Source organism: Parapontixanthobacter aurantiacus (assembly GCF_009827635.1).
In the GTDB taxonomy this organism is placed as follows: domain Bacteria; phylum Pseudomonadota; class Alphaproteobacteria; order Sphingomonadales; family Sphingomonadaceae; genus Parapontixanthobacter; species Parapontixanthobacter aurantiacus.
On sequence record NZ_WTYW01000001.1, the window covers coordinates 450,073 to 475,042 of the forward strand.

Below are 24,970 nucleotides of genomic sequence, written 5' to 3' on the forward strand. Positions count from 1 at the left end.
GCTAGTCGTATGAGGCTTGGGCACAATCCGTATCGCTTCTCCTCCTACCTGGGCCGATTGTTCGACGTACGAGGACTTAGCTTCAAGATAGCGGAGTTCTAACGTGGCCTTGTCCGTCCATTTCATGTCCAGTCCGTAAGCGCAGTCATTACGGACCACGCCATAAAAGTCCGCAACCTGATGATCCCATCGTGGCCATGGCCTACTGAGTTGGACCGTGTAAGCCAAGTCGGTCGATGCTCCGCCGTTGATCTCGTATAGCCTCGCCACGACCTTGCCGTCTGGCGAATATGCGCGAGCTACCACTTCACGCGAAACGCAGCTGTCTAGAAGTAAGGTCAGGAGGAATATGACGCCGAGGATTGAGAGCGGGAAGCATCCCTCGTCCGAAAAACGGTACGGTTCGTCAGTCATGTTGCATCCATGAAGCGGCGAGCGTTCGTCCGCAATTCGGCAGTTAGCTACAGGTACGCATCTGGCCAGATGGTTGCCACATCGCCCCGTCCGCTATTGGTAGACGCCGCACAGGTGGCAACTGACCGATCAGGGGTGGAAAGCGGACGTCGAAGATACGAGATTGAGCGACCCCAACTGGGCCGATACCGGACTGTCCGTTCTTGGTCTCACCTCGGGCGATGACGACATCTACGGGGCCATAAGTCGGTGCGAGACGTTACCATTACATGACCATGCACTTTACCCGCGCAGGGCGCGGAAAACCCCTTCTCCTTGTCCACGGACTAGGGGCTACTTCCGGCTCGTGGGACACGATCTCGCCTGCGCTTTCTCAAGTCAGGGAGGTGATCGCCATAGACCTACCCGGCCATGGGGAGACACCCGAAGAGGCCGACAGCGGAACGTTCGACGGTCTCGCGCGGAGTCTGGACGACTGGCTCGGCGCGAAGAATCTCACAGATATTGATATGGTTGGCAGTTCGTTGGGCGCTCGCCTGGTGCTCGAGATGGCGCGGCGCGGCCGAGCGGGCGCGGTTGTCGCGTTGGATCCGGGCGGCTTCTGGCAGGGGTGGGAGCGTAACTTCTTCAAAGCGACCATAACGCCATCGGTTGCCCTGGTTCGCGCGCTGCGACCGGCGCTTTCTGCCATTACCGGAAATGTCGCAGGCCGGACCGCGCTGATGGCCCAGCTTTCTGCAAGGCCTTGGGAACTCGACCCGGCCTTCGTCGCGCGTGAACTCAGGTCATTGGCTAATACGCGGACCGTCAATTCGCTCGTGAAGGACCTCGCCGACGGCGCAATGCAAGAGGGACCTGCGAAAACAGCTGAGCCCGTTGTGATCGGCTGGGGACGCAAGGATCGGCTGTGTCTACCGCAGCAGGCGGATCGCGCGATCAAAGCATTTCCCGAAGCGACGCTGCACTGGTTCGAACGTAGCGGACACTTTCCCATGTGGGATCAGCCAGAGGAGACCATTCGCGTGATTTTGCATGCAATGAGCACCTCGGCATCGGGATAATACTGCGATTGGCCGGCTCGCAAAGTGAGGCGAAAGCAGGGGACAGTCCCATTGCAAGGTCCTTTGTCGGGTCGTTAGCTAACGGTCGGGTTCGCCACACAAACCGCGATAGCAGTCGGTCCGCGTTAGGGCCGATGCCGCGAAGCTTGCGAACGTTGGACTATGGGATGGAAAGCGGTCGTCTAGCTGCCGTCGAACTCAGCCGCAAGAAGACGCTCATACTCTTCTAGTTCGGCAGCCTTTTTAGGCCGCCACCCGTACGCGACCGTCGGAAGGTAACTGGCGGCGGGGCGCATCCGTTCGAATATCGCCGCGTCTACGAACATTTCGCCCTCGATCTGCCCCGAAGGGCGTTCGGTCAATCCGATCACCGGTACGAACCGGCAGAATGTCGGCGTGCAGTCCGACGTTCGGGTGCCGGCGGAGGAGGCGCTGGGAAAGGCGCTGGAACTTGCCCGCGACGCGTTGCATTGGCCATCGGGCTAGTCGCCAGCCGGTTCACGAGAGCAGTGTCCCTCAGAAATCTGAATTATCGCTCGTCCCTCGGTCCGTTTATTAGCAATCCCACCCTCTAAATCGCGATAGTTAATCCTCTCCTTCACTTGCGCGAAAGTCAAAGTAGTCATTGCCCCAAATTCCTCCATGGCACCAGCTCAGATTGAATGTCACGACAGCTTACTTGACGGGATAGCTCAAACAAGCCTTGCCCTTCAAAGAAGCAAATTTTACCATTGGAATTAAAGTATTTTTGTATTTCATACCGAGCAGGATAGAAACCTACCCTTCTGCCCTCACTGAAACATGACCTTGTAAATTCATTGAAGTCTTCAATCCAGATCAAACATTCTTCACCATTATCCCGGAAAATTACATAAAGCTCGCTGGCATTCGAGGTGACACCTGTAATGCGGTAAATAGGACCGTCGCTCGGTGTGAAGAAGTCCGCCTGCACGGCCCGGTAGGCGTAGCCGGGAATAAACTGAACAGCTTCCCGCCAATCCGAAGGGGACTTCGCGTATTGAAGAGCCAAGGCGGGAAAGTAGGTTGCGAAGATCAGCACCAGGATCGCGTAGAACGCGGCTAACCCAGCCAGCGTGCTCGCCAGCAGCCGTTTCACCTTGAGTTTTCGCATGACGTGTAAACCTCATCTGTCCGTCGCATCTTCTTGTCATCTTGCTATGTCGCCGCAACGGTAGCAATGGAGCGAAATGCGAGGGCTCCGCGATCCGATCCGCCTCATTCCCGTGCTCTTCCTGTGCGCGATCGTCGTGGGTACGATCCTTCTCAGCCTGCCCTTCGCCACGACCTCCGGCGTCCATGCGCCGTTTCTGACAGCCCTGTTCACGGCCACTTCGGCGGTCGCGGTGACCGGCCTCATCGTGGTCGACACGCCGACCTACTGGTCCGTTTTCGGGCAGGTATCGATCCTGCTGATGTTCCAGATCGGCGGCTTTGGAATAATGACGGCCGCAACGCTCTTCGGTCTCATGGTTGGCCGAGGCGTGGGTCTGCGCGAACGAATGGCGACTCAGGTAGAGCGAAATCGGCTGGAAACAGGCGATGCCGCCTCCGTCCTGCGCCTGATCTTCGCGGTCACGCTCACGGTCGAAGCGCTCGTCGCGATCATCCTCGCGGCGCGTTTAATGCTCGCTTACGATATGCCGGCAGGCAACGCCTTGTGGCACGGCGTCTTCCATTCCGTTAGCGCTTTCAACAATGCGGGCTTTTCGGTCAATTCCGACAGCCTTATCGGCTACCAGACCGATGTCTACATCCTCGGTCCGATCATGTTCACAGTTGTCCTCACGGCGCTCGGTTTCCCGGTCCTGCAGGACATTCGGACCACGAGGCTGCGTTGGCGCCGCTGGACGCTTCACACGAAGGTCACCGTTGCGGGAACCGTCGCACTGCTGCTGGTGGGATTCCTCTCGATCCTCGCGTCGGAGTGGTACAATCCGGGCACGCTCGGTCCCATGGATGTCGGCGGCAAGGTGCTGAATGCGTCCTTCCACTCCGTCATGCCGCGCACTGCCGGCTTCAACAGCCTCGATGTCAGCGCATTTCACGACGAAACGCTGATGGTAAACTTCATTCTGATGTTCGTCGGCGGCGGGAGCGCCGGGACCGCGGGCGGCATCAAGGTGACGACCTTCTTCGTCTTGTTCGCGATCGTGTTGTCCGAAGTGCTCGGGCGGCGCGATGCCGGTCTGTTCGGGCGCCGGTTCGGCAAGGAGATCGAGCGGCAGGCGCTATCGGTGACCGTCCTGTCCGCAAGCCTGATTTTCGTGGCGACCACTTACATCGCGTCGATCAGTCCGCTTCCGCTCGACGATATCCTGTTCGAATGCATCTCGGCATTCTCGACCGTCGGGCTTTCGACGGGGATCACCGCGGACCTGCCGCCGAGCGCGCAGCTCGTCATCGCGGCCCTCATGTTCATCGGCAGGGTCGGAACCATCACCGTGGCTACCGCGCTTGCTCTGGGCGGGCGCGAGCGGCCCTACCGTTATCCCGAGGAGAGCCCGATTGTCGGATAGAAAGCGCAAACCCATTCTCGTTATCGGACTGGGAAGGTTCGGAGCGGCCGTCGCGCTGACGCTGGAACGGATGGGACATGACGTGCTCGGGGTGGACGTCGATGCCCGGCTGGTCCAGGAATTTGCGCCGCAACTGACCAAGACGGTCGAAGCCGACTGCACCGAGGCGACCACCCTGCAAAGGCTCGGCGCGACCGATTTCGATGCGGCGGTGGTTGCCATCGGAACCGACATAGAAGCGAGCGTGCTGACCGTCCTCGCGCTGTCGGATCTCGGCCTAAACAATATCTGGGCCAAGGCGACGACCCAGAGCCACGCGCGTATACTCGAGCGGACGGGGGCAGGGCACGTCGTCTTTCCCGAGCAGCGCATGGGCGAACGCGTGGCGCATCTTTTGAACGAGCGGCTGCTCGACTTCATCTCCTTCGGCAACGAGTTCGCCATCGCGCGTCTTGAGGCGCCCGAAGCGATCCTGGGTCTTCCCCTCGTCACCAGCCGATGCCGGGAAAAATACGGCGTGACCGTCGTGGGCGTGAAACGGGAAGGGCAGGATTTTCTCCATGCGATCCCGGATACGATCATCTTTCCCAAGGACGAGCTCGTCGTGTCAGGGAAGATCGCCGACATCGAGCGGTTCTCCTCGATCTGATACGAGTTCCGTTCGCGTTCGGTCCTGCAATGAAGGGTACCGCCCGCTCGTCATGCGCAAGGCCATAGGCAGAGAATTTTGAACTTTCAGCCTTGTCGTTCTTTGGGAACGGTATGGCGACCAATCAGATTACGCAGTCCTCCTCTCCGTCCCAAGCCGAACTGAAACGCACCATAGGTCCCTCGGTCCTGAAGCTTTATGGTCTCGGGACGGTCGTGGGAGCCGGAATTTACGTCGTCATCGGGGAGATCATTGGTCTTGCCGGGGCGCTCGCGCCGCTCGCATTCCTGATGGCGGCACTGGCGGCGGCGTTCACCGCGCTATCCTATGCCGAACTCGCTACCCGCGTTCCCGAAAGCGGGGGAAGCGCCTCCTTCGTTTCGGCAGGTTTCGGGTCGCGGGCGCTGACGGGGCTCGCAGGCTGGGGCATCGTCGCGACGGGCGTCGTCTCCGCTGCGACCATCGTCACGGGTTTCGTCGGCTATTCCAATGTATTCGTGACCATCTCGAAATGGTGGTCGGTCCCGATCCTAACCGCAATGTTGACGTTCTTCGCAGTCGTGGGCATCCGGCAGTCGTCCTGGTTCATGGCCTTGACGACGATCGCAGGCGTCGCGGGTCTGCTATGGGTCATCGGCCACGGCTGGAGCGATCTGGGCAGCTATCCCGATCAGTTTCTCGCTGCCTGGAATGCGCCGGAGACGAGCTTAGCGGGCGCCGTGATCCCCGCTGGTTTCCTCGCATTCTACGCCTATATCGGGTTCGAGGACCTCGTGACTCTTTCCGAGGAAGCGAAGGATCAGGACACCGCGATGCCGCGCGCGATCTGGTTCACCCTGATCGCTTCGCTGCTTCTTTACCTCGTCGTATCCGCCGTGACGGTGAGCGTTTTGTCGATGGACACAGTGGCGCAAAGCCGTGCGCCGCTCGTCGATCTGGTTCGCGAAAAGGGGTCGAGCGGCTATGTCCTCGGAGCGGTCAGCCTCGCGATGATCGTCAACGGCGCAATGGCGCAGATCGTGATGGCGCCGCGGGTCCTTCACGATCTCGGGCGACGGAGGGACGCAGCGCCGAGCTGGCTCGCCAAAGTCAATTCCAAGACCGGCACGCCGGTTGCAGCGACCCTGCTGTGCGGCCTGATCGTGACCGGCCTCGCGCTGTTCTTCCCGACCGAGCAGCTGGCAAGCTGGACGAGTTACATCATCCTTGCCGTCTTCGCTGCGGCAAACCTCGCACTCGTGCGCCTGAAACTCGCGGAGGAGGGCGGAGAGCCCGCCTATGAAGTGCCGCTCTTCGTTCCGGTCGCAGGGGTGATCGTTTCCCTCGGTCTCATCCTGGGCGAGATCATGCTGTAGGGCTGGACCTGCGTCAGGGAAGGGCGGCGGGATCGACGAGCACGCCGTCGATCGGGATGACGACGCCGTTGCTTCCGGCGACCGCTTCGCCCGCCAGCCGTGCGCTCTGGCCCGCTTCGTTGCTGACGACTATGTCATTGCCTTCCGAGCGGAAGGAGAGCGTTCCAGCGCCGAAGCTGGCGACCTCGACCGTGCCGTCATTGGCGTTGAGCGCCTCGCGAATGGCCTCGGGCGTCAGTGCGCCCGGCAGCATGTGTTCGCGCAGGATTGCGGCCATCAGCGCGCCTTGCTCCTCGCCTTGCAGCGCGTCGCGCGCATCCGTCCCCAGCGCCTCGAAGGCGGCGTCGGACGGGGCGAGCACCGTATAGCTCGCTTCGCCTTCCAGCACGCCGACCAGCCCGGTCTCTTCGAACGCGCCGGCGGTGGTGGAGAGCGTGCCGGCATCGGCGAGAACTTCGGCGAGTGTTTCGTCGCCTGGCTCCGCGCCTGCGGCGGTCGCTTCTCCGGCGTCGTTACCGCAGGATACAAGGCCAAGGGCAAGAACGGCCGCCAGCGCGGCCTTCGCGACAGTTTTCGTCATCGCAGCGCTCCTCAAAGGACCAGATCGATGACGGCGGCGATCAGCGAGGTCGTCGGATCGACCTGGTAGATGCGCCCGTCGGCATAGCGATAACGCGCATCGGGCGTATCATAATAGCGGTCGCGATAGCCGTAGGGGACGTTGTAGACGTCGTATCCCGCCGGCATCGGACGGCCAACCTCGAACTGGTCACCGGTCAGAAGGGCGGCGATGCCGCCAATGGCCGAGGTTTGGGGATCGACGCGATAAAGGACGTTGTCGGCATAGCGATAGCCGCGCGGATCGCCCAATCCGTAATAGCTTGAATAATAGTCCGGGACGGGCCGCGGCTCATAATAGGACGGCCAGATGTTGCCGATACCGAGCGCCCCGCCGAGCAGCGGGAGATAGCCAAGCAGCGAGTCGCCGCGATAGCGCAGCAGATAGCCGTCATTATAATAGTAATCCCCCCGGTCCGCGCCCCACAGGCCGAAAAAATCGGGTTCGTAGCTGCGATAGCGCTGCTTCGCCTGACCCGGCGGCAGGCAGCCATTTCGTTTTTGAGCAAGGCCCGGCGGGCACCCGTCGATCAGCCGCGGGCCGGTGTCGTAGAGTTCGCTCAGGCCGAAATATGTGCCACCGCTCGAATAGTTGCCCGATCCGTTGCGAGAGCCATTGCCTCTCAGCCCTGCGTTACGATTGCCGGAATTGCCGTTCGAGAAATTGCCGTTCGCACCGTTGCCGGCATTGCGGCCGTTGCCGCCGACGCCGGAGTTGCCGTTTCCATTCCCGTTCGAGCGCCCGGCATTTGCGGACCCGTTGCCGCGTTCGACCCGTGCGGGCGGTCCGCCCCGGTCGTTCGCGCCGTTTCCGTTTCCGTTACCCCGGAGATTCGTCTCCGAGCCGCCGCGATTGCCGCGATCGGCATTGCCGTTTGCGTTACCACGCTCGCCAGCACTGCCGTTCCCCGGATTGCCACGTGCGGCGCTTTCAGCTGAGCCTCCACCGCCGCTCCTGCCGTTACCGTTGCCGTTGCCCTGACCTTGCGCGAAGGCTGGCGGAACGGCGACCAGCGCAAGCATGGCCGCGCTCGCGGCGAGAACATTTCTGATACGTTGCGGCATCGAACTCTCCCTCTTTGGCGGGAGAAACGGCGTATCTGGCATCGCGTTCCTGCAAGCGGCTCGCGAATGCTGGTCGTCAGTCCTTGCGCACGTCCTTGGCGACTCCGTCGAGGACGCCGTTGACGAATTTCGCCTCGCGGTCGTCGAAGAATGCCTTGGCGACGTCGACATACTCGCTGATGACGGCGGCCTTCGGCACATCGGCGCGGGCAATCAGTTCGTAGGTCCCCGCGCGCAGGATCTGCAGCATCGTCTTGTCGAGCCGCGCCAGCGTCCAGCCCTCGCGCAGGCGCGCCATCAGCGCCTCGTCGATCTCCTCCCGCCGGGCAAGCCCGCCCGCGACCAGATCGTCGAAGAAATCGACCTCGGCGTCGGCATATTGCTCGTCCTCGATTTCCTTTCCGAGGCGGTGCTGATGAAATTCGTCGAGCAGCCGAGCTTGTGGCGTTCCCTCCATCTGGTGCTGGTAAAGCGCTTGCACGGCGGCGAGGCGCGCGGCGGAACGGGCGGTCGAGCGGGGATTGGCGGGTCGGTTCATAGGGGCGTTACTTCAGTCTCAGGGCGACGGAGCGGGCGTGGGCGGGAAGCCCTTCCGCTTCGGCAAGAGCGACGGCGGCAGGGCCGATGGCGGCAAGGCCGTCCGGCGAAGCGGACAGGAAACTCGTGCGCTTCATGAAATCGAGGACCGACAGCCCGCTGGCGAAGCGCGCGCGCCGTCCGGTCGGCAGGACGTGATTGGGCCCGGCTACGTAGTCGCCGACCGCTTCGGGTGTCATGCGGCCGAGAAAGACGCTGCCGGCATGGCGCAGCTTGGCGAAGAGAGGATCGGGCTCGGCAACCGCCAGTTCGACGTGTTCGGCGGCGAGCCGGTCGGCGAGGGCGGCGGCTTCCTCCAGCGTGTCGACCACGATGACGACGCCATTATCGTTCCAGCTCTGCGCCGCAGCCTCGCGGGTCGCGAGATCGCGCAGTTGCAGTTCGACCGCATCCGTCACCTGCAGCGCGAAAGGAGCGTCATCGGTGATGAGGATGGATTGCGAGGTCGGGTCGTGCTCTGCCTGGCTGAGCAGGTCGGCGGCGATCCATCTCGGGTCGTTGTCGGCATCGGCGATGACGAGTATCTCGGAAGGCCCGGCAACCATGTCGATCCCGACGACACCGAACATTTGTCGCTTCGCTTCCGCGACCCAGGCGTTGCCCGGCCCTGTGACGACATCGACCCGCGCAATCCGGTCCGTTCCATAGGCGAGCGCACCGATCGCCTGCGCGCCGCCGACCCGCCAGATCTCGTCGACCTTGGCGATATGCGCGGCAGCAAGAACCAGCGGATTAGCCTCGCCATTCGGGGTCGGAGTGACGACGGCAAGGCGCTCGACGCCCGCGACCTTTGCCGGGATAGCGTTCATCAGCAGGGAAGAGGGGTAGGCTGCGCGGCCTCCCGGTACATAGAGACCCGCCGCCTCCACCGCGTTCCAGCGCGCGCCGAGGCGCATTCCCGCGGCATCGGTATAGTCGCGATCCTCGGGCAATTGTGCTCCGTGGTAGGAGCGGATGCGATCCGCCGCGAGTTCGAGTGCGTCGCGCAGTTCGGGATCGAGGTCGCGATAGGCTGCTTCGCACTCTTTGCGCGAAATCCGCCAGTCGGCCTCGTCACTCAGCCGGTGCTTGTCGAAGCGCATCGTATATTCGACCAGCGCCCTGTCGCCGCGGTTGCGGACGTCGTCGAGGATGGCGGCGACATCGCGGGAGACATCGACATCGCTCGTCCGGCGATCGTCCACGATCGCTGCGAACCGCCGTTCGAAATCGGCCTCGCTCGTCGCCAGCCGCTGCATCAGGCGGCCTTGTCCGCCGCTGCGCGCGTCGCCCGGAAAGCTTCCACCAGTTCGGCGATGCGCGCATCGGTCTTGAGCGCCGCGCGGTTGACGATCAGGCGCGCGGTGATGTCCATGATATGCGCGGTTTCGACGAGGCCGTTGGTCTTCAGCGTCTGCCCGGTGGAGACGAGATCGACGATCCGCGAAGCGAGCCCTAGGGAGGGAGCAATCTCCATCGCTCCGTTCAGCTTGACGCATTCGGCCTGGATGCCGCGCGCCTCGAAATGACGGCGGGTGATGTTGGGGTATTTCGTCGCGATGCGCAGGTGGCTCACCCGGTCGGTCACCGCGATGCCGTCCGCGGGTTCGGCAACCGCGAGGTGGCAGTGACCGATTTGCAGATCGACCGGGGCGTAGAGATCGGAATAGGCGAATTCCTCCACCACGTCGGACCCTACGATGCCGATCTGCGCGGCACCATGCGCGACGAAGGTTGCGACGTCGAATGCGCGCACCCTGATAAGGGCCATGTCCTCGCGCGTCGTCGCGAAGGTCAGTGATCGGTTGGACTTGTCGTGGAAGGCATCTTCCGGCACGACGCCGGCGGCCGCCATTACGGGCAGCGCCTCGTCGAGAATCCGCCCCTTGGGGACGGCGAAGGTCAGCGGGCTCGGCATGATGCAGCGCGAGATAGGGGGAGCCTGCGCAAAGGGCAATCGGTAATGGGTTCGCGAAAGGCACGAGGACATGCGATGAGCCAGGACGAGAAGACTTCAAGCAAGCGCGCGGTGATGGAAACCAAGTCGGTGGCAGAAGCCATCGAGTGGCAGGCCGACCACGCGGAGAAGAACGGTGCGCCCAACACGGCGCGCGTCATTCGCGCGCAACTGGCGCTCATCGCGCGCGAGGAAACGGCAACCGCCCGACGGCTTGCCAATTGGCACGGCCTGATGCTCGAGGATGCCGTGCCGCTGCGCGTCGCGGGCGGTTTTCACAACCTCCTGCTGACCGGAACCGATCGTGCGCTGGAGCCGGTCTATGCCGGGCTGACGAACGATCAGGGACAAGTGGACGAGATCGTGTGCGACCTGGCCCGAACCTACGACACGCTGCTTCTGCCCTGGCTCGATACGCCGCCGCAGACCAACGAAGCGGGTAGGTCGGCTGCGATCATGGCCGGGCTTGCATGGCTGGCTGACCGGATAGACATGCCGTTTCGCCTTTACGAACTGGGCGCGAGTGCAGGCATCAACACGATGATGCACCGCTTCCGCTTCGATCTCGGCGGCATCCGTTTCGGAGCGAACGCCTCGCCCCTCAAGATAGAGCCGGAATGGCGGGGCGCGCCGCCCCCTGTCAGCGATGTGCGGATCGAATCCGTCTTCGGCTGCGACTTGAAGCCGATCGACCTGACGAACGAGGCCGAGGCACTTCGCCTCAAGAGCTATGTCTGGCCGGAAGCGGTCGAGCGCATGGCGCGGATCGACGCCGCTATCGCACTCGCCCGCGAGGAACCGCCGCTCGTCGCGCGGCAGGGTGCAGGTCAATTCGTCGCGGAACTGCTGCAGGAGGAGCAAGACGCAGGCATCTGCCGGACGATCTTCCATTCGATCCTGTGGCAATATCTGCCCGAGGCGGAACGCTCTCGCATTTCATCGGCGATGGAAGAGGCAGGTGCGCAGGCCACGCGCGAGAAGCCGCTTGCATGGCTGGCGCTGGAGACGAACCGTGCGACCTTCGCCCATGAACTGACCTTGCGTTATTGGGATGCGGCGGAAAAAGCCGGCGAGGGCGACGGGACGCCGCATCTGCTGGCGACCGCTCATCCGCACGGCGCATGGGTCGAATGGCGTGGCACCTAGCCGGTACGTTCGAGGAAACTGTCCATCGCGGCATTGACCTTGTCCGGGGCTTCCCACGGTACGAAATGCCCGCAACCGCTGACTTCCTTCACCGTCAGGTCGGCTATTTCCTCGTCCAGTCCCTCGAGATTTGCGGGCGGCAGGGCAAGATCGTCCATTGCCCAGATTACTAGCGTGGGCATCGTCAGGGTGGGTAGCGGCGGGGGCATGTAGCCCTCTGGAAGTTCATAGGCTGCATCGAGCGGCGGCACGTCGATCGGCGAGGCGCGGTACCAGTTAAGCATTCCGAAGGCTGCGTCGCGATCCTGCCATTCCGCCATCAGGGCATCGCGTTCCTCCGCTTCCATGGCACTCGGGCGGTCCCACTTGACTGCTTTCTGAAGGATGCCGACGAGGCCATGCTCCTTCACCAGCGCGTCATTCGCCGGATCGCGGAATTCGCGCATGTACTGGCTCGCCTCGCGCTGCTGGCGGTTCGTGTAAAGCAGTTTCTGGAAGACGACCGGGTGGGGCGCGTTGGCGATAATGCAGCGCTCGACCCGTCCGCTCGCCTGCCCGGCATAGGCGACCGCCCAGGCGATCGCGCCACCCCAGTCGTGGCCGACAATGGTGAACTTCGCGATGCCTAGCGCATCGGCAAGCTGGAAGATGTCGCCGATGAGCTTGTCGACCGTATAGGCTGCGACGTCCTGCGGCTTCGACGAGTTGCGATAGCCACGCTGGTCGGGCGCAATGCAGCGATAGCGATCCCGGAAATGCGCGATCTGATGACGCCATGTGCGGTGGCTTTCGGGAAAGCCGTGAAGGAAGATAAGGACGGGTGCTTCACCATCCGTTCCTTCGGGATTGCCGGTATCGACGGTATCGAGTTCGATGCCGCTCGGCAGGGTGATGCGGGTCTGTTCCATCATGTATCGCTCCGCTGCATTTTCTCGACATAGCCGTTCTCGACCATCCGGGCGACCTGATCGAGAAGCTGGTCCGGGGTGCGCCGTGCTTCTGCCATCGCCTGTTCCATGCCGCGCGCCACGACGATCTCACGCTGATTGAGAGCAACCGCGTCGATGATCGCTGTGGCCGCCTCGTCCGCCGGTATCCCCTCGTCGATCGCCTTGTCGCTGCGTCCTCGTGCCGAACCGTCGGCTTCCAGTGCATTGCGCGAGACATTCGTCGCAACCGAACCGGGCGTCACGACATGGACGTCGATCCCGCTCATGACGAGTTCGGCGCGCAGGGCATCGGCATAGCCGATAAGTCCGTGTTTGGCCGCGCAATAGGCGGTCCGCATCGGCACGCCGACCTTGCCCGCAACCGAGGAGATGAAGACGAACCGCCCCGATCCACGCCCGACCATATGCGGCAGCAGCGCCTGTGTCGCGGCGATTTGGGCGGTGAGGTCGATGTCGATAATCTCTCGATAGACCGCCATGTTGGTATCGACGGCGAGGCTGCGTTGCGAAACGCCGGCATTGGCGACGAACACATCGACGCCGCCTTCCTTCCATGCGGTAGCCTTTTCCGTAGCCTCACGCATCGCTGCTTCGTCACGTACGTCGAAAGGCAGGACGAGCGTCTCGCATTCCAGACCATCAGCCACTTGCGACAAGCGAGCCTCGTCGCGGCCCGACAGGACGAGCGAGGCTCCGCGTTGCGCCCATTCGCGGGCGAGTGCCGCGCCGATGCCGGAGGATGCGCCCGTTATCCAGACCGTCTTGCCGTCGAAATCCAGTGCCATCGTCCTCGTGCTTCCTTTCCCGGTTGCGACTGCGCAACCGCTATCGTCAGGGGTAGCTGACCGTCTTGGGTTCGCCATCGGGTAGCGGAATATGTTCCTCGCTGTCACCCGGCACGTTGGCGAAGCGGCCAGCGCGCCAGTCCTCTTTCGCCTGCTCGATCCGCTCCCGCTCGCTGCTGACGAAATTCCACCAGACATGGCGCTTCGTCGCGAATGCTTCGCCGCCCAGCAGGATGACGCGCCCGCCCGATTGCGAGGAAAGGGTCATTTCCTCTCCTGGCTTCAGGACAGCCAAATCGTAGAGGTTGAGGGCTCGGCCAGCGATGCTCGCTTCGCCGCCCACGAGCATTACAGCGCGTTCGTCGGCCAAAGCGGCAACCGGCAGGCGGCCGCCAGGTTGCAACACGATCTCCGCATAGATCGTGTCGGCATAGGTCTGTGTCGGTGCGCGTTCGCCCCATAACTCACCCATGATGACCGTCGCTTTAGCCTTGCCGTCCTCGATGACGGGAAGGTCGTCGATCGCCTCGAACGCCGGAGCAATCTCTTCCCGTCCGTCGGGCAGCGCAAGCCAGGTTTGCATTCCATAGAGTTTCGGTCCTTCGCGGCGTTCCGCCTGCGGACTGCGCTCCGAATGCACGATGCCCGTTCCCGCCGTCATCAGATTGACCGTGCCGGGACGAATGGTCGAAAAGGTGCCGAGACTGTCACGATGCTCGATCGCACCTGTGAATAGCCAGGTCACGGTGGCGAGATTGATGTGCGGGTGAGGGCGCACGTCCATGCCGCCGCCGATGTCGAGCTGGGCCGGGCCGAACTGATCGACGAAGATGAAGGGTCCGACCATCGTTCGCGCCTTGGACGGAAGGGCGCGATGCACCTCGAATTGGCCGAGATCGTGCGTAATCGGCTCGACGACGATTTCGAAAGGATCGCCGGTCATGCCGCGTCCAGTTCCGGATAGTGGCGAAAGATGCCGTCCTCGTTGAAGGGGATGCGGTCCTCGGAAGCGACGTAAGCTGCCAGACCGTCGATCAGGGCAACCGCATCGCGGCAAGCGAATATCATTGGGTAATCGTCCTTTATCGCCGCCATGCGCCTCGGAAAGGCGTATTCCAGTCCTTCGACCAGCTGGAACAGCGAGGTGTCGAAATGACTCCAGGTAGAGCCGAGGCTGAACGGGCCGCCATCCTTCACTCCGAGAGCCTGTTCGAAATGGTCGAAATATTTCGGAATGCGCTCTTCGCGAAACTTCTCAGCCGCCTGTTCGGCGGCATCCTTCTGGTCGTCGTAGTAGAGACTCGAAGCGACGGGGTGATGGACGCTGTGCACTTCTTCGACGATGTCGGTGATGTCGAGCTGTAGCTGGATGAGGTGCAGCTTGTCGGCTTCATCCGCGGCGCCGATGTCATGTTTCTCGCTTAACCACGTCACGATATGCGCGACCTGCGCGATGGCGAAATCTCCGTCCACCAGATAGGGTGGGGCGTAAGGTGCAAACCCCTTTTCCTTGCGCTCATCCATGTCGTCGAGCAATGCTTCGGCGTCCTTCTCGCGCGCACAGTCTCGCCATTCGATCCCGGCAGCCGCCATGAACAGCCTGACGAATTCGCCGCGCCCCTGAATGGACGGCCAGTACCACAGATCGTAACTCATTGTCCCGTCCCTCCGGCGGTCACGGCGGGCGGCGCGGGAGGTTCCGCCTTGATCGCCAATGCGTGAACCCGCTCGCCGGGAATGTCTCCGAGCGCCTGGTTCACCATCCGCTGTCGTTCGAGCCGCGACTTTCCGACGAAGGCTTCCGCCACGATCCTGACGGTGAAATGCGATTCGCCCGATCCGTCATCGCCCGCATGGCCGTGATGCATTGCGCTGTCATTGATGACGTCGAGCTCCTGCGGATCGAATGCTTCGCGCAGCAATCGCTCCATTTCCTGTCCCACACCAGTGTTCATGGGTTCCTTTCCATATCGGTTTCCACTTGGAATTGCGTGCCCCTCTTCCCAAACTAAAGGCTTATGCGGCGGGACAGGTTCCACGGAAGGTTCGATACGAAGGGGCAGTTGTGTCAGCATCCTTCCTGCCGGGAACCGGGAGAATTCCGCGCGCCGGGCGGCCGCGGCAACAGTTTCGACGGGCCGGGCGCATGGCGCTGGTTCTGCCTCGACCACGTGCGCGAGTTCAACGCCGGCTACGACTGGTTCGAGGGGATGAGCGCCGAGGAGATATTGTCCGCGCAATCCCCTTCGTCCGGGTGGCAGACCGAAACCCCCGCCTTCAAACCGACTGCGGGCGTCGACGGAATGCCCCGCTGGGCCGATTTCGCCGATCCGCTGGATGCGATCGGTGCGCGCGCTAGCGGGATCAGGAACCGCACGCAGCGCGAGGCGGAGATGGCGATGGACGGGCGATTCAGCCGTCAGGAAGCGCAAGCGCTCGAAACGTTAGGCCTCGGTACGGGTGCGGACCGACAACGTCTGAGGCGGCGCTATTCCGAACTCGTGCGACGCTATCACCCCGACCGCAATGGCGGCGACCGCAGGCACGAACGGCGATTGTCGCGGGTGGTCGAAGCCTATCAGCTTCTGAGAAAGTCCAACGCTTTCAGCTAGTCAGCTTCGCTTTCGCAGATGGCTTTCAGCTGCGCGGCGCAGGCTTCCCAGCCCTGCACGAAGCCCATTTCCTCATGCTTCTTGCGGTCTTCCTCCCGCCAGTGCCGAGCCTTCGCGGTATAGCGCGTGCCGTCACGTTCAGGCTCGATTTCCCAAATGCCGATCATAAAGGGACCGGTTGGCTGAAAGTCTCCTGTCACTGCGTCGGTGCTGACGATCCGCCGACCCTCGTCCCACGCAAGGTAGATACCTTCCTGCGGCATTTCTTCGCCGTTCGGACCGCGAAAAACTGTGGCATCGCGGCCTCCCGCGCGCTTTTCCTGCTTAACGACTTCGCAGCGCCAAGGAGCAGGGCAGGCCCATTCTTCTTGCCGGTTCGCCATGACGTCCCACACCTTTTCGGGCGCGGCGTCGATGAAGGTCGTCACGGATAGTTCGCGCATCTCAATCTGCCTTCTTACCGACGAGGCCGAGCGCGGCACCGTCCGGGTCAAATCCAACGAGAATGTGATCGCCGCCCGGAACTTCGTGCGGTCCCAATTCCACCTTGCCTCCGTTCGCCTCGACCGCGCCCTTTGCCGCATCGATATCGGCGACGCGGAAATAAGGCAGCCACTGGCTTGGCATACTCTCGGGCTTCATCGAGGAAATCGCGCCGAGCGGCACGTCGCCAATGTTTACGAACTTGTACGTATGGCCGTCGGGCATCGGCATCTCGCCAGTGACCTCCCAGCTAAACAGCTGCGAATAGAACGCTTCCTGCTCGTCGGCGTTCTGCGTGTTGAGCTCGTTCCATGCGCAGTATCCAACCGTTTCCGGACCGAATACGGAGCTTTCACCTTCCGGCTCGCTGCCTTCGGGCGGGGTCGGGGTCATGACGTAGAAAAGCGTACCTTGCGGATCGGTTAGCATCGCCATTTGGCCTACGTTTTCCATCGTTACCGGCTGCATCTGGATGGTTGCGCCCAGTTGCTGAGCCATTGCGCAGGCTTCGTCGGTATCGTCGACGTTGAAATAGATGAGCCAGGAAGGCCGCGCGCCATGTTCGCGCATATCCTCCGACATTGTGAGCACACCTCCGGCCTGGCTGCCGTCCGCCCGGTCGATCATTCCGTATCGCGCTCCGTTGGGAAGACGATCGCCGCTGGTCGCAACGCTCCAACCGAGGACTTCGCTGTAGAAAGGGGCAACCTTTGCAGCGTCGGTGGTCATAAGCTCATACCAGAGTGGAATACCGGCCATCAGTCGTTCCTGCCCATTGTGAAGATCGGAGCGAAACCGCCCCACATCATGCGCTTGCCGTCGAACGGCATTTCGCTCATTTCGGCCCAGAAGGGATCGCTTTCCATCTTCGGGCCTGCGGCCTCGCAGGTTTCGCGGTCTGGCCAGATCATCCACGAGAACACGATCTTTTCGCCCGGTTCGGCCTTGGTCGCCATGCGAAAGTCGGTGACCTTGCCGTCGGTCACGTTCTCTTCCCAAGTTTCGACTATTTCGGTGACGCCATATTCGCGGAACTTGTCGGCGGCTTTCTCCGCGAGCGCACGATAAGCCTCTTTCTTCTCCTGCGGCACGGCAATCAGAAATCCCTGAACGTACATCTCGATCTCCTCGAGCAGCGAATCGCTACTTGCATTGGATGCGCCTGTTACTTACATAAATCAACAATGAAGTTACAAAAAGAAACTAACGCAGATAAGGCGACGCATGGGCGCTGGTACGACGACGCCTGCGGAACCGCTTTCGGACTGGAACTGCTCGGGGAGCGCTGGTCGCTTCTGATCGTAAGGGAACTGATGCTCGGACCGCGCCGGTTTTCCGATCTGCGCAGCGCACTGCCCGGGATTAGCGCGAAGGTTCTGACGGAACGTCTCGCTACTCTGGAAAGCGCGGGTGTCCTGCAACGTGCCCATCTCACCGACCCGGTTCCGGCGAAGCTCTACGAATTGACCGAATGGGGTCATGCCGCTGAGCCGGTCATTCAGGAGCTTGGTCGCTGGGCAGCACGATCGACCATGCACAATCCGACGCTACCGCTATCTCCCGCGGCGTTCATGATGTCGCTTCGCACGATGGTCGACCGGCAGAAACTTGAAAAATTGTCCGGATCGGTTGGCTTCGAGATCGGCCAAGCGAGCTTCGTCGCGAGGCTGGAAGGCGACTTGCCCATCCGCCGTGGTGCGACCCGCAAATGCGATACGATTTTCCGCGCCCCGGCGGCCTCTCCGCTTGCTGGCATGTTTTACCGCGATCTCCCGCTCGATACGGCCGAAGCCGAGCTCAGTGTCGCTGTCGAAGGGGATCGCGAACTCGCGGGGCGCTTTACCGCTCTGTTCTCATTGCCCCCGAAGATCGCCTAGGTCTGCTGGAAGGCCCAGCGCAGCGTCTTACCCATGCCCCATGTCGCAGCGCGGGCGGGAATTGCGGCCAAGCCGGGTCGATCGAGCCCGAGCAATGCCCTTGCGTAAGGGGGCAGCATCGCGACCGCTTCGGTCCCCAGCAATTGCTGTAGGGCGGGCGGGGCGCCTTCCGGTCGCTCCTCCAGCACCAGTCGCGCCACTTCCCGTGCCTCCGGCGAGCCTGACAGTTCCTTGCGGAACTCGCGCATCAGCGCATCCCCCTCCGACCGCGTGACGGGCGCGGGATCGGCATCGAGAGCGCGGGCGATGACGGCGAACTGGCGATAATAGGTGTCCTGCTCGGCCATCGGCATATCCGGTCTGACGTAGCGCAGATAGGCGGCGAGAAAACTCTGCGCTTCGGCAACGTGAACATAAGCGAGCGTGCGGGGGTTGCGGGCGGAATAGGGGGTTCCATCGGGCAGCGTTCCCTTGACCTGCTCGTGGATCCGGTTGACCCTGTCGATCGCCGCGAGAGCGTCGTCCCGATGGCCGTAGGTCGTCACCGCGATGAACCGGGCCGTGCGGCGCAGACGTCCGTGCATGTCGGCGCGAAAGTTGGAGTGATCGAGAACGCCTTGCAGAGCGTGGGGATGAAGCATCTGCAGCAGAAGCGAGCGAATGCCGCCGACCATCATCGCGACGATGTCGGCATGGACCATGCGGATCGGACTGTCCTTCTCGAACACAGCCTCGTCCGAGGGCGGCACGGGCTTTTGTCCTTGCGAACTATCGTTGAAAATCCCCCGCACGCCTTCGACGACGCGCTTTCTGATAAAGTCCGATGGTCTTGGGGCAGGCATTGTCGAGGCTTTCGCGAGATGAGGTATGGCAGGCACGCCGCCCCCGATACAAAATGCCGGGCGCTGGCCATTCGTTCCGCTCGCGCGCAATCTCTTGCCTTGCGGGGCGGGGCTGCGCTCGCTAACCGAACGGCGCAATGAACGATTATATCGAAAAGAGCTTCGACGAGCATTCCGCGCCCGTCATTTCCGCCCCCGATACCACCGTCGATGCCCGCGAGGTCTTCGGCATCGATCGCGACTGGCAGATACCGGCCTTCTCGCTCAAGGACGACCGCGTACCCGATCTGGACGAGGGCTACGTCTTCGATCCCGACACGACTGCCGCCATTCTCGCCGGCTTCGCCCATGACCGGCGCGTCATGGTCCAAGGCTATCACGGGACGGGCAAGTCCACGCATATTGAGCAGGTCGCTGCGCGCCTCAACTGGCCGTGCATCCGCATCAACCTCGATGCGCATATCAGCCGGATCGACCTTATCGGGCGCGATGCCATCGTACTGAAGAACGGATTGCAGAAGACCGAGTTCAAGGAAGGGCTGCTGCCCTGGGCATTGCAGCACCCCGTCGCGCTCGTCTTCGACGAATATGATGCCGGGCGTCCCGACGTCATGTTCGTCATTCAGCGCGTCCTCGAACAGCAGGGCAAGCTCACATTGCTCGACCAGAACCGCGTCATCCGCCCCGATCCGAACTTTCGCCTGTTCGCGACCGCCAATACGGTCGGACTGGGCGATACGAGCGGCCTTTATCACGGGACGCAGGCGATCAATCAGGGCCAGATGGACCGCTGGAACATCGTGGTCGGCCTCAACTACCTTCCAGAAGAGACCGAACTCGACATCGTCAAGACCAAGAACCCGGACACCTCCGACGAGGTTCTCAAGAAGATGATCCAGCTTGCCGATCTGACGCGGCAGGGATTCATCAATGGCGACATCTCGACGGTCATGAGCCCACGTACGGTCATCACCTGGGCGCAGAACAACGCGATCTTCGACAATCTGCCGATGTCCTTCCGTTTGTCCTTCCTTAATAAGTGCGACGAGGAAGAGCGCACCCTTATCGCGGAATATTACCAGCGCGTATTCGGCGAGGATTTGCCGGAAAGTGCCGCGTTCAGGAAATAGGTCCGGCGCGCGGCGACATGCCAGAGGATCGAATGGCAATGACCACCGGTTCAGCTTGCGTAAAGCTGTGTTAGTCGTTTAATACAGCCCGGCCATGAGCATCTTCGACGTCTTTCGCAAGGGTTCTTCGCCGTCGGGCGACGACGACGATTACGATGCGCCGCGTGGTTCTCGCTATTATTCCGTGCAGGACGCCTACGGCAATGACTGGGACGATCGGCTAGACCGCTTCGATGCGCTGACGGGCTATCGCGGCGATCATCTCGACGCCGACGACGAAGAGCCGTTCCATCACCGATCGGAACGTGAGCGACCGCGACGCCGCTGGTGGCTTAGCTGGAAATGGATCAAGCGTGGCCTGCTGCTGATCGCGGCACTGTTCGTTGCGCTCGTCGCATGGCTCGCCTTGACCGCACCGTTGTCGAAGTCGCTGGAACCCATAGCGCCGCCGCAAATCACTCTGCTTGCCGCTGACGGGACACCGATCGCGCGCAACGGTGCGGTGGTCGAGGCTCCGGTCGACGCGACCGAATTGCCCGACCATGTGGTCGATGCCTTCCTGTCGATCGAAGATCGCCGCTTCTACAGCCATTGGGGGATCGATCCGCGCGGGATCGCACGCGCAGCCTGGACGGGCTATGGCGGGGGCAGCACCATCACGCAGCAGCTCGCCAAGTTCACCTTTCTCACGCCAGAACGCAGCATGACTCGCAAGGCGCGCGAAATGCTGATCGCTTTTTGGCTCGAGGGGTGGCTGACGAAGGACGAGATCCTCTCGCGCTATCTTTCGAACGCCTATTTCGGCGACAATGTCTACGGGCTGCGCGCCGCGAGCCTGCACTATTTCTACCGCCAGCCGGAGAACCTGACGCTGCCGCAAGCGGTCATGCTGGCCGGGCTGGTTCAGGCGCCCTCGCGCTATGCCCCGACGCATCATTACGATCGCGCCGAGGAGCGCATGCGAACGGTGCTCGGTGCGATGGTCGCCAACGGCAAGCTGACCGAAGCGGAGGCGGCAGCCATCCGTCCCCCCGCGCTAGACGTAAGGCTGAAGAGCGATATTCCGACCGGCACCTATTTCGCCGACTGGGCGCTGCCCGAGGCGCGCAAGCTGATCGAGAGCGGCTACGAATCGCGCACGATCACGACAACGCTCGATTCGCGCCTCCAGAATATCGCGCGGCGTGTGACGCAGCGCGCGCCGTTGAACGGCGCTCAGGTCGCGCTCGTCGCGATGCGGCGCAACGGTGAAGTGGTCGCCATGATCGGCGGCACCGATTACGCGAAGACGCCGTTCAATCGCGTGACGCAGGCGCAGCGTCAGCCCGGCTCGACGTTCAAGACCTTCGTCTATCTGACGGCGCTCGCGGAAGGGTGGGACCCGGACGACACTATTTCCGGGGCGGCGATTACCGAAGGCGGTTATCGTCCGAAGAACAATGATGGTCGCTACAGCGACACGCTGACGCTGGAACAGGCCTTCGCCCGGTCGAGCAATGTCGCGACGGTGCGCCTCTACAACGAGGTCGGCAGCCGGGCAGTGATCGACATGGCGCGCGCTTTCGGCCTCGAAGGCGATTTCGCGACCGGTGACCCGAGCGTTGCGCTGGGCACGACGACGACCAGCCTGCTCGATCTCACCGCCGCCTATGCCGGTATTGCGGCGAACGATTTTCCCGTCGTGCCTCACGCCTTTGCGCTCGAGGAAAGTGGCTGGCTCGACCGGATGATGAGTGGCCGGCGCAGCCTGTCACGTTCAACCCATCGCGACATGGAGCGCTTGCTTCGGCGCGCGGTTGAAGCGGGTACGGGAAGCGCAGCGCGCCTGTCCGCCCCCGCCTATGGCAAGACCGGCACGACGCAGGACAATCGCGATGCGCTGTTCGTGGGCTATGCCGGCGACTTGGTGGTAGGCGTTTGGGTCGGAAACGACGACAATTCGCCCCTCCAGGGGGTCACCGGCGGCGGCTTGCCTGCGCGCATCTGGCGCGACTTCATGGCGCAGGCCGGGGTGGCAGCGCCCGCCGGGTCGCGCACGCCCGAAGTACAGGAAGATCCTGGCGGGCCGGTCGAACCGTTCGATGTCCCGGGTCTAGACGACATTCCCCTGGGCGAAAGCGGCAATACAAGGGTTCGCATCGTCGATGGCGAAGTGGTCCTGACGACCGAGGTCGATGGCGTTCCCGTGGACGTATCGCTCGGCGAGGAAGGATTGCGCGTGGACCGGGACCGCATCGAGGCCGCGCGGCGCCGGGCCGAACAGCGAGCGCAGCAGCTCGAGGACCGCGCCGAGGCGCAATCGCGCAGATTCGAGGAAGCTTTCGAGAGAGAGATGGAGCAACTCGAACAGTAACGTTCGGGTAACGCCGCGCTATTTCTCGGCGGGAGCGCCCATCAGGATGTTCATGACTGCGGTCGCGACGGGTCTTTCGCGATCGTCCTGCCATGCTTCGACGACAAGATTGGCGTTGCGCCGGCCTAGTTTGGTGATCCGGCCTTTTGCATACATCGGCTTGCTCTTGCCAGCCGACAGGAACTGAACGGTGATGTTGATCGGCTTCAGCTGGTGTTCGCGGCCGATCCCTTCGAGCGTGACCCGCAGAGCCGCATAGCCCGCATTTTCGAGGAGGCCGCTGGTCGCGCCCCCGTGATAGTGCTGCGGTCGTCCTTCGACCGAGGCACCGAAATCCACTGCGAGAACAGGGATGCCGTCCTCTTCCCGGTCGTAGCGTATGCCGAGCGACCGGGCATAGGCGGGCAGGGGGTGATGTTCAGCCGGGGACATGGCGCACCTCGCCGTTGATCGCCATGAAACAGCCAGCCATGTGCGCGACGGGATTGTCCGGGTCGCCGTCATGGGCGATGCCGCGCACGAATGCGGCCGAGCGGGTGTTGCGGTAACATTCGACCCGGCCGATGACCGAGGCATGATCGCGCGCCGGTCGCTGGTAATCGACCCTCAAATCGAGCGTTGCGATGGGCACGAACTTGCGCACCATCGTCCAGATGGCAAGGCCCGAAGCCATGTCCAGCAGGCTGATGATCGGGCCGGAGGCAAGCACCATACGGTCGGTTTCGCCAATCAGATCCTCGCGCCACGGCAGTTCGAGTTCGACCCAATCCGTCCCATGATCACGATAGCGCAGGCCAAGCCAGCCGCTATGGCCGTGCTGCAGCATGAAGGGTGCCGCCTTGGCGGGGTCGAAATCCTGCAGCTCGCTCACGAAGCCAGTCCGGGCAGTGAGTGGCCGGTCATCGCGTCGATTGCGCCTTGCAGGATCACGGCGGCGGCGTGCGAATCGACCCGCGCCTTTTGCTTGGCGCGGCTCATATCTTGACCGATCATGTCGCGCGTCGCACTGGTCGTGGACCAGCGTTCGTCCCACAGTAAAATGGGCAGGTCAAAACTGCGCGCGAGGTTCGCTGCATAGGCGCGCGTCGCCTGGGCACGCGGTCCCTCGCTGCCATTCATGTTGCGCGGCAGGCCGAGGACAAAGCCAGCGATGCGCCGCGCCTCCACAATGGCGCGCAACGCTTCGCAATCCTTGCCGAATTTCCCGCGTGTGATCGTCTTGTCCGCATTGGCGAAGCGCCAGCCGGCATCGCAGACGGCCACCCCGAGGGTCTTCGTACCGAGATCGAGGCCCATGAGGGACCCGCCATCGGGCAGGGCGTCGGCGAAGGAGAGCGCGTTTTCGTGGATGGAGGAGGTCATCGCTGACCGTCCTGCCATGCAGCGAGGCGTGCCGCCACATCCTGGCGCAAGTTCTCCCAGAACAGGGGAATGTCGTAGACGTGGTAATTGTTGCCGGGCAGGACTGCGCTGCCCATCTCCGGCGGCTCTCCGATCAACAACAATCCGCGTTCGTCGCAGCGGGCCGGGACCATGCCGGTGACGAGCGTCCCGTTGCTAAGGCTTTCCTCGGGAACGAGCGTGCCCTTATTCGCGCTCGCCGGGGCCGAACCTCCGCGTCCGCCGGTGAGCGGATTCGAACACAGGATCGGACTGTCGCCGCGCGCGTTTCCGTCGAAGCCGATCGAATTACGATAAGTCTCGAGGACTGCGCTCGGGTCTGCAGGTTCGGCATAGCTCGACCAGCTGACGATGCAGCCAGCTTGCGACGCATCGCCGCAGGCCGGGAAGGGCAAGAAAGGCAAATCCTGCGTAACGGAGATCGGCCAGCCGATGGGATAGACTGCGACGACACGCTCCGCGAGCGGCGTGTCGGCAATCTCCCGCCGCATAAGCGTGATGAGATGCAGCGCACCTTGACTATGACCTGCAAGGACGATCGGCATGTCGTCTGGAACTTCGCGAGCGAACACTCGGAACGCTCGTGCAACGTCGTCATAGGCGGCTTCTATGGCCGCATTGGCATTCTCGCTGTTCGCAAGGAAAGCGCCGAAGGTCGCCTGGCGGTAGCGCGGCGCCCAGATCTGCTGCGCGCGATTGAACGGGCTCGCCATTCCGCGAACGTAGATCTTCGCGATACGCTGCGATTCGGCATCGTCGAGCGGCGCGTTCCAGTTGCTCCGGTCCAGATAGCTCGTCGGATGAACGAAGAAGACGGCATAATCGAGCCGGTCTTCGATACGAGGCGCTCTGTCTGTATCGGCTTCTGCGGTGTCGGCGTCTGCTTCGACGGCGTCCTCAGCGCCCTCCTGTGCGGCAGGCTGCGGCTCCCAACGCGCGAGCGTCGTTCCCTTGCCCGGTCGCTCGAACCACATCGCCGCATCGGCATAGCGGCTTTCGTCCATCGGCGTCTGCTCGGTAAAGTCGCTTGTCGGAACGAAGGCGAGCTGGGTCAGCTCCTGCGACCAGATGCGCAGGACTACGAGGCCGGCGATGACCAGGACGATGATCGCGGCGAAGATGTAGAGGAATTTACGGGCCATTACGGGACAGGACGGTT

At 62.5% G+C, this 24,970-nt stretch carries 28 protein-coding genes; 9 read left to right on the forward strand and 19 right to left on the reverse strand.

Annotation, left to right across the window (positions count from 1 at the left end; translation table 11 throughout):
• The first annotated feature begins 689 nt into the window (after positions 1-689).
• A complete protein-coding gene (locus tag GRI38_RS02115; RefSeq protein WP_237487411.1) occupies positions 690-1,475 on the forward strand; it encodes an alpha/beta fold hydrolase in 786 nt (261 codons plus the stop codon).
• A gap of 622 nt (positions 1,476-2,097) precedes the next feature.
• On the opposite strand, the gene GRI38_RS02120 is transcribed toward GRI38_RS02115, so the two are convergent.
• Positions 2,098-2,607 (reverse strand): hypothetical protein, encoded by a 510-nt coding sequence (locus GRI38_RS02120; protein WP_160681337.1) that lies wholly within the window; start codon positions 2,605-2,607, stop codon positions 2,098-2,100.
• Between the two features lie 76 nt (positions 2,608-2,683).
• On the opposite strand from GRI38_RS02120, the gene GRI38_RS02125 reads away from it, so the two are divergent.
• From GRI38_RS02125 to GRI38_RS02135, 3 genes are all read left to right on the forward strand, one after another.
• Positions 2,684-4,012, forward strand: coding sequence for a TrkH family potassium uptake protein (locus GRI38_RS02125; protein WP_160681338.1), 1,329 nt, complete (start codon positions 2,684-2,686; stop codon positions 4,010-4,012).
• Positions 4,002-4,661: a potassium channel family protein gene (locus tag GRI38_RS02130; protein ID WP_160681339.1), complete on the forward strand. Its 660-nt coding sequence runs from the start codon at positions 4,002-4,004 to the stop codon at positions 4,659-4,661. Before GRI38_RS02125 ends, GRI38_RS02130 begins: the two co-directional genes overlap by 11 nt.
• 113 nt (positions 4,662-4,774) lie before the next feature.
• On the forward strand, positions 4,775-6,016 hold the full coding sequence (locus GRI38_RS02135; RefSeq protein ID WP_160681340.1) for an APC family permease: 1,242 nt from the start codon (positions 4,775-4,777) through the stop codon (positions 6,014-6,016).
• A 13-nt stretch (positions 6,017-6,029) separates the two neighbouring features.
• Here GRI38_RS02135 and GRI38_RS02140 read toward each other — a convergent pair whose 3' ends face one another.
• From GRI38_RS02140 to hisG, 5 genes are all read right to left on the reverse strand, one after another.
• Complete coding sequence (locus tag GRI38_RS02140; protein WP_160681341.1) at positions 6,030-6,596, reverse strand: fasciclin domain-containing protein; 567 nt, start codon at positions 6,594-6,596, stop codon at positions 6,030-6,032.
• An 11-nt stretch (positions 6,597-6,607) separates the two neighbouring features.
• Positions 6,608-7,699, reverse strand: a complete 1,092-nt coding sequence (locus GRI38_RS02145) for a hypothetical protein (protein ID WP_160681342.1) — start codon at positions 7,697-7,699, stop codon at positions 6,608-6,610.
• A gap of 76 nt (positions 7,700-7,775) precedes the next feature.
• Positions 7,776-8,237 carry a transcription antitermination factor NusB gene (gene nusB, locus GRI38_RS02150; RefSeq protein WP_160681343.1) on the reverse strand — a complete coding sequence of 154 codons (462 nt, stop codon included), beginning with the start codon at positions 8,235-8,237 and terminating at the stop codon, positions 7,776-7,778.
• A 7-nt stretch (positions 8,238-8,244) separates the two neighbouring features.
• Positions 8,245-9,534 (reverse strand): histidinol dehydrogenase, encoded by a 1,290-nt coding sequence (gene hisD, locus GRI38_RS02155; RefSeq protein ID WP_160681344.1) that lies wholly within the window; start codon positions 9,532-9,534, stop codon positions 8,245-8,247.
• Positions 9,534-10,193 carry an ATP phosphoribosyltransferase gene (gene hisG / locus GRI38_RS02160; protein WP_160681345.1) on the reverse strand — a complete coding sequence of 220 codons (660 nt, stop codon included), beginning with the start codon at positions 10,191-10,193 and terminating at the stop codon, positions 9,534-9,536. Before hisG ends, hisD begins: the two co-directional genes overlap by 1 nt.
• Before the next feature lie 45 nt (positions 10,194-10,238).
• Between hisG and GRI38_RS02165 the strand changes: the two genes are divergently transcribed.
• Entirely contained in the window at positions 10,239-11,378 is a 1,140-nt protein-coding gene (locus tag GRI38_RS02165; RefSeq protein WP_237487312.1) for a DUF2332 domain-containing protein, read from the forward strand.
• On the opposite strand, the gene GRI38_RS02170 is transcribed toward GRI38_RS02165, so the two are convergent.
• Genes GRI38_RS02170 through GRI38_RS02190 form a run of 5 tightly spaced genes read right to left on the reverse strand, consistent with a single transcriptional unit; the run spans position 11,375 to position 15,068 of the window.
• On the reverse strand, positions 11,375-12,289 hold the full coding sequence (locus GRI38_RS02170; RefSeq protein WP_160681346.1) for an alpha/beta fold hydrolase: 915 nt from the start codon (positions 12,287-12,289) through the stop codon (positions 11,375-11,377). The genes GRI38_RS02165 and GRI38_RS02170 overlap by 4 nt on opposite strands.
• Positions 12,286-13,113: an SDR family NAD(P)-dependent oxidoreductase gene (locus GRI38_RS02175; RefSeq protein WP_202389823.1), complete on the reverse strand. Its 828-nt coding sequence runs from the start codon at positions 13,111-13,113 to the stop codon at positions 12,286-12,288. The genes GRI38_RS02170 and GRI38_RS02175 overlap by 4 nt, the downstream gene beginning before the upstream one ends.
• A gap of 46 nt (positions 13,114-13,159) precedes the next feature.
• Positions 13,160-14,056, reverse strand: a complete 897-nt coding sequence (locus GRI38_RS02180) for a pirin family protein (protein ID WP_160681347.1) — start codon at positions 14,054-14,056, stop codon at positions 13,160-13,162.
• Positions 14,053-14,769 carry a glutathione S-transferase gene (locus GRI38_RS02185; protein WP_160681348.1) on the reverse strand — a complete coding sequence of 239 codons (717 nt, stop codon included), beginning with the start codon at positions 14,767-14,769 and terminating at the stop codon, positions 14,053-14,055. The genes GRI38_RS02180 and GRI38_RS02185 overlap by 4 nt, the downstream gene beginning before the upstream one ends.
• Positions 14,766-15,068: a BolA family protein gene (locus GRI38_RS02190; protein WP_160681349.1), complete on the reverse strand. Its 303-nt coding sequence runs from the start codon at positions 15,066-15,068 to the stop codon at positions 14,766-14,768. Before GRI38_RS02190 ends, GRI38_RS02185 begins: the two co-directional genes overlap by 4 nt.
• A gap of 63 nt (positions 15,069-15,131) precedes the next feature.
• Here GRI38_RS02190 and GRI38_RS02195 point away from each other — a divergent pair, with 63 nt between their 5' ends.
• Positions 15,132-15,725, forward strand: a complete 594-nt coding sequence (locus GRI38_RS02195; protein ID WP_160681350.1) for a J domain-containing protein — start codon at positions 15,132-15,134, stop codon at positions 15,723-15,725.
• Here GRI38_RS02195 and GRI38_RS02200 read toward each other — a convergent pair.
• From GRI38_RS02200 to GRI38_RS02210, 3 genes are read right to left on the reverse strand one after another with little or no spacing between them, the layout of a single operon-like run.
• On the reverse strand, positions 15,722-16,168 hold the full coding sequence (locus GRI38_RS02200) for an SRPBCC domain-containing protein (RefSeq protein WP_160681351.1): 447 nt from the start codon (positions 16,166-16,168) through the stop codon (positions 15,722-15,724). The two genes, GRI38_RS02195 and GRI38_RS02200, sit on opposite strands and share 4 nt — an antisense overlap.
• A gap of 1 nt (position 16,169) precedes the next feature.
• Complete coding sequence (locus GRI38_RS02205; protein WP_160681352.1) at positions 16,170-16,967, reverse strand: VOC family protein; 798 nt, start codon at positions 16,965-16,967, stop codon at positions 16,170-16,172.
• Entirely contained in the window at positions 16,967-17,326 is a 360-nt protein-coding gene (locus GRI38_RS02210; RefSeq protein ID WP_160681353.1) for a DUF1428 domain-containing protein, read from the reverse strand. Before GRI38_RS02210 ends, GRI38_RS02205 begins: the two co-directional genes overlap by 1 nt.
• A 66-nt stretch (positions 17,327-17,392) precedes the next feature.
• Here GRI38_RS02210 and GRI38_RS02215 point away from each other — a divergent pair, with 66 nt between their 5' ends.
• Entirely contained in the window at positions 17,393-18,085 is a 693-nt protein-coding gene (locus GRI38_RS02215; RefSeq protein WP_160681354.1) for a winged helix-turn-helix transcriptional regulator, read from the forward strand.
• On the opposite strand, the gene GRI38_RS02220 is transcribed toward GRI38_RS02215, so the two are convergent.
• The gene (locus GRI38_RS02220) at positions 18,082-18,927 is read right to left on the reverse strand and encodes an oxygenase MpaB family protein (protein ID WP_160681355.1); all 846 of its coding nucleotides are present in this window, start codon (positions 18,925-18,927) and stop codon (positions 18,082-18,084) included. The two genes, GRI38_RS02215 and GRI38_RS02220, sit on opposite strands and share 4 nt — an antisense overlap.
• Positions 18,928-19,064: 137 nt before the next feature.
• Here GRI38_RS02220 and GRI38_RS02225 point away from each other — a divergent pair, with 137 nt between their 5' ends.
• Both GRI38_RS02225 and GRI38_RS02230 read left to right on the forward strand, forming a co-directional pair.
• A complete protein-coding gene (locus tag GRI38_RS02225) occupies positions 19,065-20,057 on the forward strand; it encodes an AAA family ATPase (RefSeq protein ID WP_160681356.1) in 993 nt (330 codons plus the stop codon).
• Positions 20,058-20,151: 94 nt separating this feature from the next.
• Positions 20,152-22,410 (forward strand): transglycosylase domain-containing protein, encoded by a 2,259-nt coding sequence (locus tag GRI38_RS02230; protein WP_160681357.1) that lies wholly within the window; start codon positions 20,152-20,154, stop codon positions 22,408-22,410.
• Positions 22,411-22,428: 18 nt separating this feature from the next.
• Here GRI38_RS02230 and GRI38_RS02235 read toward each other — a convergent pair whose 3' ends face one another.
• The 4 genes from GRI38_RS02235 to GRI38_RS02250 are packed head-to-tail and all read right to left on the reverse strand — an operon-like array spanning position 22,429 to position 24,953.
• Entirely contained in the window at positions 22,429-22,842 is a 414-nt protein-coding gene (locus tag GRI38_RS02235; protein ID WP_160681358.1) for a PaaI family thioesterase, read from the reverse strand.
• A complete protein-coding gene (locus GRI38_RS02240; protein WP_160682421.1) occupies positions 22,829-23,236 on the reverse strand; it encodes a PaaI family thioesterase in 408 nt (135 codons plus the stop codon). Before GRI38_RS02240 ends, GRI38_RS02235 begins: the two co-directional genes overlap by 14 nt.
• A gap of 41 nt (positions 23,237-23,277) precedes the next feature.
• Positions 23,278-23,772, reverse strand: a complete 495-nt coding sequence (gene ruvX, locus GRI38_RS02245) for a Holliday junction resolvase RuvX (protein WP_237487313.1) — start codon at positions 23,770-23,772, stop codon at positions 23,278-23,280.
• A complete protein-coding gene (locus GRI38_RS02250) occupies positions 23,769-24,953 on the reverse strand; it encodes a DUF3089 domain-containing protein (RefSeq protein ID WP_160681360.1) in 1,185 nt (394 codons plus the stop codon). Before GRI38_RS02250 ends, ruvX begins: the two co-directional genes overlap by 4 nt.
• Positions 24,954-24,970: the final 17 nt, after the last annotated feature.

What these genes read in the sequence shown, in the direction of transcription:
- GRI38_RS02115 (WP_237487411.1), top strand. Translation starts at nt 690, where the DNA reads ATGCACTTTACCCGCGCAGGGCGCGGAAAACCCCTTCTCCTTGTCCAC.
- GRI38_RS02120 (WP_160681337.1), bottom strand. Translation starts at nt 2,607, where the DNA reads ATGCGAAAACTCAAGGTGAAACGGCTGCTGGCGAGCACGCTGGCTGGG.
- GRI38_RS02125 (WP_160681338.1), top strand. Translation starts at nt 2,684, where the DNA reads ATGCGAGGGCTCCGCGATCCGATCCGCCTCATTCCCGTGCTCTTCCTG.
- GRI38_RS02135 (WP_160681340.1), top strand. Translation starts at nt 4,775, where the DNA reads ATGGCGACCAATCAGATTACGCAGTCCTCCTCTCCGTCCCAAGCCGAA.
- GRI38_RS02140 (WP_160681341.1), bottom strand. Translation starts at nt 6,596, where the DNA reads ATGACGAAAACTGTCGCGAAGGCCGCGCTGGCGGCCGTTCTTGCCCTT.
- GRI38_RS02145 (WP_160681342.1), bottom strand. Translation starts at nt 7,699, where the DNA reads ATGCCGCAACGTATCAGAAATGTTCTCGCCGCGAGCGCGGCCATGCTT.
- nusB (WP_160681343.1), bottom strand. Translation starts at nt 8,237, where the DNA reads ATGAACCGACCCGCCAATCCCCGCTCGACCGCCCGTTCCGCCGCGCGC.
- hisD (WP_160681344.1), bottom strand. Translation starts at nt 9,534, where the DNA reads ATGCAGCGGCTGGCGACGAGCGAGGCCGATTTCGAACGGCGGTTCGCA.
- hisG (WP_160681345.1), bottom strand. Translation starts at nt 10,193, where the DNA reads ATGCCGAGCCCGCTGACCTTCGCCGTCCCCAAGGGGCGGATTCTCGAC.
- GRI38_RS02165 (WP_237487312.1), top strand. Translation starts at nt 10,239, where the DNA reads ATGGGTTCGCGAAAGGCACGAGGACATGCGATGAGCCAGGACGAGAAG.
- GRI38_RS02170 (WP_160681346.1), bottom strand. Translation starts at nt 12,289, where the DNA reads ATGATGGAACAGACCCGCATCACCCTGCCGAGCGGCATCGAACTCGAT.
- GRI38_RS02175 (WP_202389823.1), bottom strand. Translation starts at nt 13,113, where the DNA reads ATGGCACTGGATTTCGACGGCAAGACGGTCTGGATAACGGGCGCATCC.
- GRI38_RS02180 (WP_160681347.1), bottom strand. Translation starts at nt 14,056, where the DNA reads ATGACCGGCGATCCTTTCGAAATCGTCGTCGAGCCGATTACGCACGAT.
- GRI38_RS02185 (WP_160681348.1), bottom strand. Translation starts at nt 14,769, where the DNA reads ATGAGTTACGATCTGTGGTACTGGCCGTCCATTCAGGGGCGCGGCGAA.
- GRI38_RS02190 (WP_160681349.1), bottom strand. Translation starts at nt 15,068, where the DNA reads ATGAACACTGGTGTGGGACAGGAAATGGAGCGATTGCTGCGCGAAGCA.
- GRI38_RS02195 (WP_160681350.1), top strand. Translation starts at nt 15,132, where the DNA reads ATGCGGCGGGACAGGTTCCACGGAAGGTTCGATACGAAGGGGCAGTTG.
- GRI38_RS02200 (WP_160681351.1), bottom strand. Translation starts at nt 16,168, where the DNA reads ATGCGCGAACTATCCGTGACGACCTTCATCGACGCCGCGCCCGAAAAG.
- GRI38_RS02205 (WP_160681352.1), bottom strand. Translation starts at nt 16,967, where the DNA reads ATGGCCGGTATTCCACTCTGGTATGAGCTTATGACCACCGACGCTGCA.
- GRI38_RS02210 (WP_160681353.1), bottom strand. Translation starts at nt 17,326, where the DNA reads ATGTACGTTCAGGGATTTCTGATTGCCGTGCCGCAGGAGAAGAAAGAG.
- GRI38_RS02215 (WP_160681354.1), top strand. Translation starts at nt 17,393, where the DNA reads ATGAAGTTACAAAAAGAAACTAACGCAGATAAGGCGACGCATGGGCGC.
- GRI38_RS02220 (WP_160681355.1), bottom strand. Translation starts at nt 18,927, where the DNA reads ATGCCTGCCCCAAGACCATCGGACTTTATCAGAAAGCGCGTCGTCGAA.
- GRI38_RS02225 (WP_160681356.1), top strand. Translation starts at nt 19,065, where the DNA reads ATGAACGATTATATCGAAAAGAGCTTCGACGAGCATTCCGCGCCCGTC.
- GRI38_RS02230 (WP_160681357.1), top strand. Translation starts at nt 20,152, where the DNA reads ATGAGCATCTTCGACGTCTTTCGCAAGGGTTCTTCGCCGTCGGGCGAC.
- GRI38_RS02235 (WP_160681358.1), bottom strand. Translation starts at nt 22,842, where the DNA reads ATGTCCCCGGCTGAACATCACCCCCTGCCCGCCTATGCCCGGTCGCTC.
- GRI38_RS02240 (WP_160682421.1), bottom strand. Translation starts at nt 23,236, where the DNA reads ATGCTGCAGCACGGCCATAGCGGCTGGCTTGGCCTGCGCTATCGTGAT.
- ruvX (WP_237487313.1), bottom strand. Translation starts at nt 23,772, where the DNA reads ATGACCTCCTCCATCCACGAAAACGCGCTCTCCTTCGCCGACGCCCTG.
- GRI38_RS02250 (WP_160681360.1), bottom strand. Translation starts at nt 24,953, where the DNA reads ATGGCCCGTAAATTCCTCTACATCTTCGCCGCGATCATCGTCCTGGTC.